Raw genomic sequence first — 13507 nt, 5'->3', positions numbered from 1 at the left:
TCAGTCTTCGTCATCCTGGGCTCGACCCAGGATCCGGAGCCAAGCATCGCAGCATTCGTGGCTCTGGATCCTGACGTTCGTCAGGATGACGGGAGGGAGGCGGCCAGCCGGTCGCGGAGCTCGCGCTTCAGGACTTTGCCGATCGCACTGCGGGGTAGTTCGTCCGCAACGTGGAGCGCGGACAGCCGCTGCGTCTTGCCGAGTTGACCGTTGACCCAAGCGAGGATCGTCGTTTCGTCCTCAGCCGCGCCAGCTCGGGCCACGTAGAACCCCACCGGCGTTTCGCCCCAAGCCTCCGACGGCACCCCGATTACCGCGCAGTCCGCCACCGCGGGATGCTGGGCGAGCACCGCCTCCAGGTCCGACGGATAGATGTTGAACCCGCCCGAGATGATCAGGTCCTTCTTCCGGTCCATCAGCGTGAGAAACCCGTCCTCGTCGAACCGCGCGACATCGCCGTGGCGGATGTAGCGGTTGCCGTCCGCGTCATGCCATTCGGCGTCGCGCGTCGCCTCCGAGCGGCCGTGATAGCCGTTCATCATCGCCGGGCTGCGGCCGACGACCTCGCCCATTTCGCCTGGCGCGACCTCGCTGCCGTCGTCGTCGATCAGGCGGATCTCGTGGCCCGGCATCGGCTGGCCGACGGTGTGCAGCTTGGTCGGATTGGCGGTCGCGTTCAGCGCGCAGCTCGCGCCGCCCTCGGTCATGCCGTAGAATTCGACGAGTACGCCCGGCCAGCGCGCGACGACGTCGGCCTTCAGCGTCGCGGAGAACGGCGCGCTGGTGCTGGTCTTGAAACGAAACGTCGACAGGTCGAAGGCGTCGAAATCGGGGAGCGCCATGATCCGCTGATATTGTACCGGGACCAGCATCGTATGCGTCGCATGGTAACGCTGCGCGAGTTCGAGATAGGCGCGCGCGTCGAACTTGCCCATCAGCACGACGGTACCGCCCCAGCCGAGCGTTGGCAGGAAGCTGACCAAGGTAGTGTTCGAATAGAGCGGGGTGGCGATCATCGTCACGGCGGTGTCGAACCCGGCGGCGGTATTGCGCGAGATATGCGCCCAGCGCATCGCGTGGCTCTGGACGATGCCCTTCGGCGTGCCGGTGGTGCCGGAGGAATAGATGATGTTGAACGGGTCTTCGGGCGCGATCATGACGGGGGTTGGCTTGATCTCTGGAGGAGTGAGCCACGCATCAAAAGATTGTTCTCCCGCGAAGGCGGGAGCCCAGACTGGGCTCCCGCCTTCGCGGGAGAACAAGACGGGGCGGGCTGCCAGCATTTGCCCTTCCAACGCCCGCGCATTCTCCGCATCGAGGAACACCAGCGGCGCACCACTGTCTGCAATCATCGCCGCGATCGCCGCCGGCGTCGCCGATGGCGCGATCGGCGTCGCGACACACCCCGCACGTACCGCACCAAGGAATACCGCCGCATACTCCGTCGTCGGCGCCGCGACGATCGCCACCGCGGTCCCCGGCGCCATCCCATCACGCTGCAACGCCGCCGCGACCCGGTCCATCATCGCGTCCAGCGTCCGATAGTCGATGCTGCCCTGCGCATCGGCGACGGCGGTACGATCGCCGCGTTCGAGCGCATGCGCACGGATCAGATCGGGCAGGGTGGCAAAGCCGGTGGCGAGCATGTCTGCGGCGGTTGTCATCCGCGCATCGCTAGGCGAACGCGTTCGGCAATGCCATACGGTATATTCGAAAACCGGACTCGAGGAGACGCCGTTGCTGTTCTACGATAGCGCGCTGCCAGCGCCCAATCCGCGCCGCGTCCGCATATTTCTGGCTGAAAAGCATATCCGCGTACCGATGGCGCAGATCTCGATCCCCAAGGCCGAGCACAAGGCGGAAGCGTTCCTGTCGGTCAATGCGCTCGGCCAGACGCCCGCGCTCGCGTTCGACGATGGTCGGGTACTGACCGAAAGCGTTGCGATCTGCCGTTATTTTGAACTGTTGCATCCCGATCCCCCGTTGTTCGGCCACGGCGCGCACAACATCGCCGAGATCGACATGTGGACGCGGCGGATCGAACTCCGGCTGATGACTCCGCTGTCGATGGTCTGGCTGCACACGCATCCCTGGACCGCGCGGGTCGTCCAGCCGCAATATACCGAGTTCGGCGAGAGCCAGCGCCCGCGCGTGCTCGCGGCGATGGCGGAATTCGATCACGCGCTCGACGGTCGCGACTGGCTCGATGGCGAACGCTATACGATCGCCGACATCGTTCTGCTCACGACGATCGACTTCGCCAAGTTCGTCGGCATCGCAATGCCCGACGATCTGGCGCACCTGAAGGTCTGGCATGCGCGTGCGTCGGCGCGCCCCAGTGCGAGTGCGTAGAGCTATCTTGATGCGAACAGGCTGGATTAACCAACTCGTTTGACGAGATCGCAGTCATCGCGACCTAAAACCCTCGGCAGGCTGATTGCACAGTTCGGGGAGCATCGATGAAAGCGGCGTTACTAATGGGAGCGATCTGCGCGCTGCCGACGGCGGCATTGGCCGAAGATGTGCGGCCCGGTGTCGCGTCTGTGACGGTCGCCCCGGTTTCACAGATCGTCGTGCCCGCGCATACCGAGATGATGTTGCGGCTGGACGAGGAAATCGGCTCCGACCGCGCCCGTGTCGGCCAGCCGGTCGCCGTCTCGGTGGCGCGCGATGTCATCGTCGACGGTCTGGTGGTGATCCCACGCGGCACCGCGGGAACGGGCGCCGTGACCTATCGCACCGGCAAGGGCGCGTTCGGCAAATCGGGCAAGGTCGACATCGAGCTAAGGTCGGTCGACGTCGGGGGACGCATGGTCCCGGTGGTCGGTCGCTATCACGCCGCAGGCGACGGCCGGACCGGCGAGACGATCGGTACGATCCTGATTGGCGGCGTCGTCGCCGGCGCCTTCGTCACGGGTCATCACGCGATCTTCGAGGAGGGCCGCGAGTTCACCGCCTTTACCGGCGCCGCGACTCCGATCGCCCGCCCTACCGTTCGGATGGCGCGGTTCGTTCCGCCCGTCACGACGCCCGCTATGCGCAACGCCATGTTCGAGCGGGTGGGGGCGAACGGACCGCTATTTGGGGATGCTGCTCCTAAGGTCGCGCCCGCCTACGTCGCCTATGGAACCTTGGCGCAGCGTCTCGCTGCCGCGCAACCCGTCCGTGGCGGTGATCCGCGTCTGGGGTGGACGATCAGCGACTGACGAGCCGGCAGGCGTCCGGCACGATGCGATCGGTCTGGCCCTTGTGCGAAAAGACCCTTTGCAATCCCGGTTTTCTGTGCGAGGGAGCTGCATACCCGGTATTCAGATTGCCCGGACGGTCCGCTCCATCGTCGATGGACCGACGAGCCCGGCCACGAGGTTGGAGAGGGGATAAGGCGGAAGAGCGACCCACGGAGGTCGCATCTTCCGCCGTCCTTCTTCGTATCCCATCGTTTCGAGCAGACGCGTCAAAACCCCCGCCAGCGGCCCGTGCTTCAGCCCATTTTGCGCGTGCCGTGGTGGTCGCTAGCCACGCCATGATGCAGGTTTAGCTTGTCTGGTACGCGACCAATGCCTTAGCCTCGGGCAATATTCGATGTCGAGGTATCGTAATGGCAGTAGCGTATCAGTCCCATCCCGAGATCGCCGACGCGTTGGCGATGAAGCGACGGGGCCTGACGCTCGCGCTGCTCACCTTCACCTATTTCTTCAGTTACATGGACCGCCAGATCCTCGCGATCCTGCTCGAGCGGATCAAGGCGGACCTGCTGCTGACCGATACGCAGCTCGGGTTGCTGTCCGGACTCGTCTTCGCGATCTTCTATGCGACGCTCGGCATTCCGGTTGCGCGACTCGCGGACCGGACCAGCCGCCGCAACATCATCGCCGCCAGCCTGACGATCTGGAGCGCGATGACCGCGCTGTGCGGGCTCGCGCAAAACTTCACGCAGCTGATGCTCTTCCGGATCGGCGTCGGTATCGGCGAGGCGGGGTCGAGCCCGCCCAGCCATTCGATCATCGCCGACCTCTATCCGCCCGAGAAACGTGCGAGTGCGATGGCGGTGTATTCGCTCGGTGTGGTGCTCGGCGCAGGCTTCGGCACGCTGATCGGCGGCGTTGTCGCTCACTCGTACGGCTGGCGGATCGCGATGATGACCGTTGGCTTGCCGGGGATTGTGCTGGCGCTGCTCGTCCGCCTGTTCATGGTCGAGCCGCGCCGCGGCCTGTCCGACGCTGCCCGCGCGGTGGCAACACCGATGCCGAGCGTCGCGCAAGGGTTCGCGTCGATGTGGGCAAGTGCCCCGGCGCGGCATCTGGTGGTCGGCGTGACGCTCACGTCGATGATCGGTTACGCGCTGACCGGCTGGGGGCCGAGCTACATCCAGCGATCGCTTGGCATCTCGATGCTTGACATCTCGCGGTATATCGCGCTGCCGGGGGCGCTGTTCGGTGCGGTCTCGGCGCTGGCGGGCGGCAAGATCGCCGACGTGCTCGCCAGGCGTCACGGACTCCACGTCCAGGCCTGGGTGGTGCTGGTGATGAAGGGCCTGTCGCTCCCGTTCGCGCTCGCCTTCTACCTGATCGACGCGCCGGTGATCGCAATCGGCAGCTATTTCGTGTCGTTGATTTTCGCGAACTCGTATCTCGGGCCGAGCTTCGCGCTGATCCAGCACCTCGCGCCGTTGCAGATCCGTGCGATGTGGGCGGCGATCACGCTGTTGGTGATCAATCTGGTCGGGCTGGGACTCGGGCCGACGCTGGTCGGCTGGCTCAGCGATCTGCTGAAACCCGGGTTTGGCGAGGATTCGCTGCGGTATGCGCTGATCATCATCGTGCTGATGACGCCGTGGGCGCTGTTCCACTATTGGCGCGCCGGGGTTCTGCTGAAGCGCGCGGAGGATGCTGCGAGGTAACCGCCTCGTCGTCAGGCCGGCGGGGAGGCGGCGGCCGCGGCAGGGTGAGCCAACGCATCCGCCAACAGCCATGTCATCGCGCTTGTCCGGTCATCGAACACCGCCATGTCGTCGCGCACCGCGACGATCCGCTTCACCTGCAGCCGCGCGAGCTTGCCGTCGGTGAACAAGGCGACTTTCCGCGATTTCAGCGGGATGGTCAGAGCCACGCGCTGGAGCATCGCCACCACCTCCTGGGGCTGGATCGCGGACCGCGAGAAATTGCCCAGCAGCATGTGACGCTTGCCGGTCGCCAGCACGCGCCGTGCCTCGCCGTTCAGATCACGGAGGAAGCCCTCGACATGCGGGATCGTCCAGAATCCGGACGCCTCGACCTCGATGATGCCGGTGTCGAGATCGGTCGTGATCGTGTGCATGACGCCCTCCGTGGAGGTGTCGGGATCGGCCGCTCGGCGTTAACGGCGCGTAACCAAACCGTTACGAGTGCGATTGTCGCCGCGCCTGTGACGCCGTGCGGATCAGCCCTTCGCCATCCGGTCGTCGAACAGCCCGAACATAAGCGTGGAGGCGTACATCGCGATCGCCCGCTCGCGTGGCATCGTCGACGCCCATTTGCGCATGTCGAACGCGGCGTTCTGGAGCGCCATCAACGCCTGCGCCGCGATCAGCGCATCGACCGCGCGGATCGAGCCTTCGCCGATCCCGTCCATCATCATGCCGGCATAGCGACGCGCGATGCCGTTCGAGCGATCGACCATCGCGTTGCGCACGCCGACCGGCAGGCCGCTCAGGGCGGTGGTACGCAGCAGCGGCCCGCGCTCGGCGAACTGCACGTCGAGCAACGTCGCAACGGTGCTCGACAGCTTGTGCCAATAGCTCCCGCCCTCGGCCTCGCCGCGGCTCTGCGCATCGGCGATCGTGTCGAAGCTGCGCCGGTAGCACGCGATGACGAGGTCGTCCTTCGCATCGAGATGGTGGTAGAAGCTGCCCTTGGTGACGTTCAGCTCGGACGCGATCTTCTGCACCGATGCGCCGCGATAGCCGAGCTCGTTGATCAGGCGCGTCGCGGCGAGCAGGAACGCCTCGCGTCCCGGCTCCGCCTCGTCATGGCTGAGATCGAGCAGGGTAGGGGACCATTTGGCGTCCTTGCCCGCGATGCCGTGTGCGAACACGTCCATCAGCCGTTCCTCGACCCGGCCGTACTGGTCAGGCTCGTACCGCGTCAGCCAGATCGGCAGCCAGAAGGTGTTTTCCAGAAGCACGTGCGCGCGTGCGCCGTTGAGATCGGTCTGCGCGCGCGACGAAGTCGGCCCCCACAACAGGCGGGTGCGGCGAAACACCTCGCGCCAGCCCGCCATCAGCCGGCCGCGCATCGGCTCCTCGGTGGCGCGCAGATCCGACAGGACCGCGAACGCCTTCTCCTCGCCGCGCTGAATCCGCCCGAGCCGGTCCATGTTGAGCGCGAGATAGCGCCGAACACGGTCCTCCGGCGTCGCTTCTTCCGCCGCGACGTCGAGCATCGCGATCAGCGATTCGAGCGTGTTCTCGAATGCGGCCGCCGCGAGGTCTTCCTTGCGCTTGAAATAATAGGTAACGCTCGTCGTGTTGAGCCCGACGCGCCGCGCGACGTCCGCGAACGTCATGCCCTTGGCACTCTGCTCGTTGATCGCTTCTGCCGCCGCGGCGAGGATCGCGTCACGCTTCGCACGGAAGCGCTTGGTGCCCTGTTCGCTCTCGTCGCTGGCCTCTGCGGGAACCTTCATCGAAACACCCTAACAGCTTCGATTTGAAGATACAGTGCTTTTTAGGCGGTTTCAGGGCGGACTTGAAAACATGCTTTCCGGGGCCCTCCACACGCTTTACCGAATGTGCGGTATGGTCTACCTCGCCTTCAAAGCGATGACGATTGGAGAGCCCGCATGGATTTCAGCTTTAGCGAACGAGAGACGTATTTCCGGGATCGGGTCCGGGATTTCATCGACCAGAATATCCGCCCGCGACAGGCCGATTACGACCAGCAGGCGCATGAGGGCGAGCGCTGGAAGGTGATTCCGGTGATCGAGGAGATGAAGGAGAAGGCCAAGGCGGCGGGCTTGTGGAATTTCTTCATGCCACCGCATTCGGGCCAGACCCACGTCGACGATTCGTTCGAATTCGAAGGCACGCAACTGACCAATCTCGAATATGCGTTATGCGCGGAGGAGATGGGCAAGGTCGGTTGGGCGAGCGAGTGCTTCAACTGTTCGGCGCCCGATACCGGCAACATGGAGGTGTTTCACCGCTATGGCACGCGCGAGCAGAAGGAGGCGTATCTCGGGCCGTTGATGCGCGGCGAGATCCGCTCGGCGTTCCTGATGACCGAGCCTGCGGTGGCGTCGTCGGACGCGACCAACATCGAGACGTCGATGGTTAGGGACGGCGATCATTACGTCATCAACGGGACCAAATGGTGGTCGAGCGGCGTCGGCGATCCGCGCTGCAAGATCGCGATCGTGATGGGCAAGACGAGCTTCGAGGGCTCGCGGCACCAGCAACAGAGCCAGATCCTCGTGCCGATGGATACGCCCGGTGTGACGATCAAGCGGATGCTTTCCGTCTATGGCTATGACCACGCGCCGCATGGGCATGGCGAAGTCGTGCTGGAGAACGTCCGGGTGCCGGTCGAGAACGTGCTGCTCGGCGAGGGGCGCGGGTTCGAGATCGCGCAGGGGCGGCTCGGGCCGGGGCGTATCCACCATTGCATGCGCACCATCGGTGTCGCGGAGACCGCGATCGAGGCCATGGCACGCCGCCTGCTCGACCGGGTCGCGTTCGGCAAGCGGATCGCGGACTTCTCGGTCTGGGAGGAGCGGATCGCGACCGCGCGGATCGACATCGAGATGACCCGGCTGCTCTGCCTCAAGGCGGCGGACATGATGGACAAGGCGGGCAACAAGTCCGCGCAGATCGAGATCTCGATGATCAAGGTCGCCGCGCCGAACATGGCGTTGCGCATCCTCGACGATGCGATCCAGGCGCATGGCGGTGGCGGCGTGTCGGGCGACTTCCGGTTGGCGCACGACTGGGCGGCGATGCGGACGCTGCGGTTCGCGGATGGTCCGGACGAAGTCCACAACCGCTCGATCGCGCGGAACGAGTTCGGGAAATACGGCGACTTCCGCAAGGGTGGCGTGTCGAGTGGGGATGTCGGGGTGAGCCGGTAGACCCATTCCCCCGTTCGCCCTTCTTTCTTCGTCATCCTGGGCTCGACCCAGGACCCAGAGCCACACGGGTGACGCTCTTGGCTCTGGGTCCTGAATTTCGTCAGGATGACGGTCTTGTTTCGGAGCGCACCTACCCATGAAAGCCGCAGTCCTTTTCGAAGCCAACACCCCGCTCAGCATCGAGGATGTCACCATCTCGAAGCCGACGGCGCACGAGGTTCTGATCCGCACGGTCGCGGTCGGCGTGTGCCGGTCCGACCTGCATTTCGTCGACGGCGCCTATCCGCATGCGATGCCGACCATTCCGGGGCACGAGGCTTGCGGCGTAGTCGAGGCGGTCGGCGACGAAGTACGCGGCGTGAAGGTTGGCGACCATGTCGTCACGTGCCTGTCGGCGTTCTGTGGTCATTGCGAGTTCTGCGTCACTGGGCGGATGTCGCTATGTATCGATGCCAGCGTGCGCCGTCCCAAGGGCGCGGCCCCCCGCCTCATGCTCGGCGACCGGCCGATCGCGCATATGCTCAACCTGAGCGCCTACGCCGAAATGATGCTGGTCCACGAACACGCCTGCGTCGCGATCGACCGCGACATGCCGATGGACCGCGCCGCGCTGCTCGGCTGCGCGATTACGACGGGGGCGGGAGCGGTGTTCAACACTACCGACGTGACTCCGGGCGAGACGGTATGCGTGGTCGGCTGCGGCGGGATCGGGCTCGCGGCCGTCAACGCGGCGAAGATCGCCGGTGCGGGGAAAATCATCGCGCTCGATCCAGTCCCCGAAAAGCGTGCGATGGCCGAAAAGCTCGGCGCGACGCACAGCATCGACGCACTGTCGGACACCGCCGCGGACGAGGTCGTCGCGATCACCAAGGGCGGCGTGCACCATGCGATCGAGGCGGTCGGGCGTGCGCAATCGGCTGCAACCGCGGTCAAGGTCCTGCGCCGCGGGGGCACCGCAACGATCCTCGGGATGATGCCGCTCGGCGAGAAGGTCGGGCTGTCGGCGATGGACCTGCTCTCGGGCAAACGGCTGCAGGGCGGCTTCATGGGCTCGAACCGCTTCCCGGTCGACATTCCGCGGCTGGTCGATTTCTACATGCGCGGGTTGCTCGATCTCGACACGATCATTGCCGACCGGATGCCGCTGGAGCGCATCAACGACGCGTTCGACGAACTCCGCCGCGGCGACACCACTCGCAGCGTGATCACCTTCTCGTGAGCGACGCATCGACCAGCATGGTCGGCACGATCGCGGTCGGCGACAAGGACCGCCTCGACCTCGACACGCTTGGCGCGTGGATGACCGCCAACGTGCCCGGCTATGCCGGCCCGCTGAGCTACGCGAAGTTCGCCGGCGGCCAGTCGAACCCGACCTACCGCCTCGACACGCCGGATCGCGCGTACGTGCTGCGCCGGAAACCGTTCGGCCCGATCCTGCCGAGCGCGCACGCCGTCGACCGCGAATATCGTGTGATTGCCGGGCTGCATCCGACCGGCTTTCCCGTGCCGCGCCCCTACGGCCTCTGCGAGGACGCGGCGGTCATCGGCTCGGCGTTCTATGTCATGGAGATGGTCGAAGGCCGGACGATCTGGGACGGCGCGATGCCCGGCGCGACTCCGCCCGAGCGCACTGTGCATTACGAGGCGATGGTCGACACGCTTGCCGCGCTCCACAACACCGATTACGCGGCGGCGGGGCTCGGCGAGTACGGCAAGCCCGGCAATTATTTCGAGCGCCAGGTCGGCCGCTGGACCAAGCAATATCGCGCCGCCGAGACCGAGCATATGGAGTCGGTCGAACGCCTGATCGAGTGGCTGCCGCGGACGCTGCCCGAGCAGACCCGGACATCGATCGTCCACGGCGACTACCGCATCGACAACATGATCTTCGCGCCGTCGGAGCCCAAGGTCATCGCGGTGCTCGACTGGGAATTGTCGACGCTGGGCGATCCGCTGGCGGACTTCTCGTATCTGCTGATGAGCTGGGTGACCGAACCCGAAGGGCGCTCGGGCGTGCTCGGCATGACCGGGCCGGAGACGGGCATTCCGACGATCGAGCAGGTTGTAGACCGCTATTGCGCCGCCACCGGCCGTGATGGCGTCCCCGATCTCAACTGGTATTTCGCCTACAACCTCTTCCGCCTGACCGGCATCGTCCAGGGCATCAAGAAGCGCATCATCGACGGCACTGCGTCGAGTGCGCAGGCGGAGAAGACGGTGGCGAAGATCCACGGTCTGGCGGACGCAGCCTGGGGGTTGGCGGTGAAGGCGGGGGCCTGATTCCTCTCGCGCTTGCGGGAGGGGTTAGGGGAGAGGCTGACCTAGCTCCGGTTTGAAACGTTGCGGAAAGATCGGGCCCTCCCCCGACCCCTCCCGCAAGCGGAAGGGGAGAAGCAAGAATGTCGCAATTCGACCTGACCGGCATGGTCGCTATCGTTACGGGATCGTCGCGCGGAATCGGCCTCGCCTCCGCGCGGGATTTAGCAGAACACGGCGCGAAGATCGTGATATCCAGCCGCAAGCAGGACGCTTGCGACACGGTCGCCGCCGAACTCAACGCCAGGCATGGCGACGGCACCGCGATCGCGGTCGCCGCCAACATCTCCGACAAGGCCGGCCTCCAGCACCTCGTCGACCAGACCCGCGCCCAGTTCGGCCGGATCGACATTCTCGTCTGCAACGCCGCCTCGAACCCTTATTACGGCCCACAAGCCGGCATTGCCGACGACCAGTTCCGCAAGATCCTCGACAACAACATCGTCTCCAATCACTGGCTGATCCAGATGGTCGCGCCCGAGATGCTTGAGCGCCGCAGCGGCAGCATCATCATAATATCCTCGATCGGCGGCCTGCGCGGCTCACCTGTTATCGGCGCCTATTGCATCAGCAAGGCCGCCGACATGCAACTCGCGCGCAACCTCGCCGTCGAGTTCGGCCCGTCCAACGTCCGCGTGAACTGTATCGCGCCGGGCTTGATCAAGACCGACTTCGCACGAGCCTTGTGGGAAGACCCGCAGCGGATCGAGGCAGCGAACACCAGCGTGCCGCTCCGCCGGATCGGTGAGCCGGAAGAGATCGCGGGCGCGGTCGTCTTCCTGGCGTCGTCGGCAAGCAATTTCATGACCGGCCAGACGATGGTCATCGACGGCGGCGTCACGATCTAACCGAAGGACCATGCGATGCGCTTTACCGACAAATCGATCATCGTCACCGGCGCAGGCTCCGGCATAGGCCGCGCCGCCGCGCTCCTGTTCGCGAGCGAAGGGGGCAGGGTCGTCGTCGCCGACAAGACCGAGGGCGCGGACGAGACCGCACACCTGATCACGCAGGCTGGCGGCACGGCGAAGGCGATCCGCATCGACGCCGGGCTCGAAGACGACGTGATCCGCACGATCGCGCTCGCGTGCGACAGCTTCGGCGGGCTCGACGTGATGTTCGCCAACGCGGGCATTTCGGGCGGCATGGCGAACCTGTTCGACACCGACGTCGCGCTCATCACCGAAGTGTTGCGCGTGAACCTGATCGGCCCCTTCCTCGCGATCAAGCACGCCGCACCGCGCATCGCCGAACGCGGGAAGGGCGCCATCGTCCTCACCGCCAGCGTCGCCGGCATCCGCTCCGGCGCCGGCTCGCCCGCCTATTCCGCGTCGAAGGCCGGCGTCATCAACCTAGCCGCCGTCTCGGCGCAACAACTCACCGGCTCGAACGTGCGCGTCAACGCGATCTGTCCGGGGCTGACCGAGACCGGCATGACCAAGCCCGTGTTCGATTACGCGCGCGAGGCGAACAAAATGGACCGCGTCGGCCGCCTCAACCCGCTTCACCGCGGCGCGCAGCCCGAGGAACTCGCCAAGGTCGCGCTGTTCCTCGCCTCCGACGATGCCAGCTACGTCAACGGCCAGGCGATCGCGGTCGACGGCGGTCTCTCGTCCAGCCATCCGGTCACCCGGCAGGAATACGGCAAGACCGCCGCCTGACCGATGATGCTGTCGGGTCGCGGCGTTTCGGCCGCTGGATACGCTTGCGCAACGACTTTTGCGGGACCATTTGCGACGTGCGGACGTTGAGCGTCCGACCCCATAAAGGAGAACCCCCATGGCTTTCGAACTCCCACCGCTGCCGTATGCCTATGACGCGCTTGAGCCGGTGATCGACCAGGAAACGATGAAGTTTCATCACGACAAGCATCACGCGGCGTACACGGCGAAGCTGAACGAAGGCGTCGAGAAGGATTCCGCGTTGGCGGGCAAGTCGATCGAGGACATCCTCGGCATGATCTCGTCGCAGCCGCCGCTGGTCCGCAACAATGGCGGCGGTTTCTGGAACCACGACTTCTTCTGGAAGACGATGGCGGCCAAGAACGGCCAGGCACCGTCGGGCAAGCTCGCCGAGGCGATCGATCGTGACTTCGGCAGCCTCGACAAGCTGAAGGAAGAGTTCAACACCAAGGGTGCGGGGCAGTTCGGCTCGGGCTGGGCGTGGCTGATCGCGGATGCGAGCGGCAAGCTGAAGGTCACGAGCACGCCGAACCAGGACAACCCGCTGATGGACGACGCCAAGGAGCCCGGCACGCCGCTGCTCGGTAACGACGTGTGGGAGCACGCCTATTACCTGACGTACAAGAACGATCGTCCGGGCTATCTGAAGGCGTGGTGGGACATCGTGAACTGGGACGTCGTCGGCGAGCGCTACGCGAAGGTCGCGGGCTGAACCAAGCTAAGATTGTTCCCCCGCGGAGGCGGGGGCCCAGTCTGGACTCCCGCCTTCGCGGGAGAACAAGAAAGTTACCCTTCGGGCGGCAGGTCGGTCACGGCTTTGTCGCCCGTTTGCAATCCGTGCTTCAGCAGCATCGGAATGTTGGCGAACGCGAAGAGCAGCGTCAGCGGGATCGCGCCCCAGAGCTTGAAGCCTACCCAGAAATCCCAGGTCGTGTTGCGCCACACCGCTTCGTTCAGCACCGCCATGAACACGAAGAATACCGCCCAGTTGCGCGTCAGCTTGCGCCAGCCATCGGCGGACAGACCGGGGTAAGCGGTTGCGAGCAGCGACTGGAGCAGCGGGCGACCGGTAACGAGACCGAACGTCAGGATCGCCGCGAACATGGCGTAGATGATCGTCGGCTTCATCTGGATGAAGCGCTGGTCGTGGAAATAGATCGTCAGCCCGCCGAACACGACGATCAGCGCACCCGACAGCCACAGCATCGGCGAGATATGGCCCGCCTTGACCTTCGACACGATCATCGCGGCGATCGTCGCGATGATGAACGCGGTGGTCGCGGCGACGACGCGGACGATCGGCAGGCCGGGGGTGAGAAAGTTCACCGCGAAGAAGACCGCAAGCGGGCCGTAGTCGACCGCCATGCGGAGGCCGGGGGATAGGGGGGGCTTGGTCACTGGAATAT

At 65.3% G+C, this 13507-nt stretch carries 13 protein-coding genes; 9 read left to right on the top strand and 4 right to left on the bottom strand.

Annotated features, from left to right (window positions below; translation table 11 throughout):
• Positions 1–80 precede the first annotated feature (80 nt).
• Entirely contained in the window at positions 81–1664 is a 1584-nt protein-coding gene (locus tag C8J44_RS08120) for a class I adenylate-forming enzyme family protein (RefSeq protein WP_121904118.1), read from the bottom strand.
• On the opposite strand from C8J44_RS08120, the gene C8J44_RS08115 reads away from it, so the two are divergent.
• The 3 genes from C8J44_RS08115 to C8J44_RS08105 all read left to right on the top strand — a co-directional run bounded on the left by C8J44_RS08115 (position 1645) and on the right by C8J44_RS08105 (position 4900).
• Entirely contained in the window at positions 1645–2352 is a 708-nt protein-coding gene (locus tag C8J44_RS08115) for a glutathione S-transferase family protein (protein WP_121904117.1), read from the top strand. The two genes, C8J44_RS08120 and C8J44_RS08115, sit on opposite strands and share 20 nt — an antisense overlap.
• Positions 2353–2459: 107 nt before the next feature.
• Entirely contained in the window at positions 2460–3206 is a 747-nt protein-coding gene (locus tag C8J44_RS08110) for a hypothetical protein (protein WP_147453160.1), read from the top strand.
• A 392-nt stretch (positions 3207–3598) separates the two neighbouring features.
• Entirely contained in the window at positions 3599–4900 is a 1302-nt protein-coding gene (locus C8J44_RS08105; protein ID WP_121904115.1) for an MFS transporter, read from the top strand.
• Positions 4901–4911: 11 nt separating this feature from the next.
• Here the strand turns inward: C8J44_RS08105 and C8J44_RS08100 are convergent, their stop codons facing one another.
• On the bottom strand, positions 4912–5316 hold the full coding sequence (locus C8J44_RS08100) for a hypothetical protein (RefSeq protein ID WP_121904114.1): 405 nt from the start codon (positions 5314–5316) through the stop codon (positions 4912–4914).
• A 102-nt stretch (positions 5317–5418) separates the two neighbouring features.
• Entirely contained in the window at positions 5419–6663 is a 1245-nt protein-coding gene (locus C8J44_RS08095) for a TetR/AcrR family transcriptional regulator (protein WP_121904113.1), read from the bottom strand.
• A gap of 156 nt (positions 6664–6819) precedes the next feature.
• Here C8J44_RS08095 and C8J44_RS08090 point away from each other — a divergent pair, with 156 nt between their 5' ends.
• The 6 genes from C8J44_RS08090 (at position 6820) to C8J44_RS08065 (ending at position 12813) form a co-directional block, all read left to right on the top strand.
• Complete coding sequence (locus C8J44_RS08090; protein WP_121904112.1) at positions 6820–8103, top strand: acyl-CoA dehydrogenase family protein; 1284 nt, start codon at positions 6820–6822, stop codon at positions 8101–8103.
• 136 nt (positions 8104–8239) lie between these two features.
• Entirely contained in the window at positions 8240–9322 is a 1083-nt protein-coding gene (locus C8J44_RS08085; RefSeq protein ID WP_121904111.1) for a Zn-dependent alcohol dehydrogenase, read from the top strand.
• Between the two features lie 17 nt (positions 9323–9339).
• Entirely contained in the window at positions 9340–10383 is a 1044-nt protein-coding gene (locus C8J44_RS08080) for a phosphotransferase family protein (RefSeq protein WP_121904643.1), read from the top strand.
• Positions 10384–10502: 119 nt separating this feature from the next.
• On the top strand, positions 10503–11267 hold the full coding sequence (locus tag C8J44_RS08075) for an SDR family oxidoreductase (protein ID WP_121904110.1): 765 nt from the start codon (positions 10503–10505) through the stop codon (positions 11265–11267).
• Positions 11268–11282: 15 nt separating this feature from the next.
• Positions 11283–12080, top strand: coding sequence for an SDR family NAD(P)-dependent oxidoreductase (locus C8J44_RS08070; protein WP_121904109.1), 798 nt, complete (start codon positions 11283–11285; stop codon positions 12078–12080).
• A 118-nt stretch (positions 12081–12198) separates the two neighbouring features.
• On the top strand, positions 12199–12813 hold the full coding sequence (locus C8J44_RS08065; protein WP_107952266.1) for a superoxide dismutase: 615 nt from the start codon (positions 12199–12201) through the stop codon (positions 12811–12813).
• Positions 12814–12887: 74 nt separating this feature from the next.
• Here the strand turns inward: C8J44_RS08065 and C8J44_RS08060 are convergent, their stop codons facing one another.
• Positions 12888–13499: a septation protein A gene (locus C8J44_RS08060; protein ID WP_259466773.1), complete on the bottom strand. Its 612-nt coding sequence runs from the start codon at positions 13497–13499 to the stop codon at positions 12888–12890.
• Between the last annotated feature and the right edge of the window lie 8 nt (positions 13500–13507).

Origin of the sequence: Sphingomonas sp. PP-CE-3A-406 (assembly GCF_003688625.1) — a bacterium.
Classification (GTDB): Bacteria; Pseudomonadota; Alphaproteobacteria; order Sphingomonadales; family Sphingomonadaceae; genus Sphingomonas.
The sequence above is the reverse complement of the archived record's forward strand: the minus strand, read 5'-3'. Positions and strand labels throughout refer to the sequence as shown.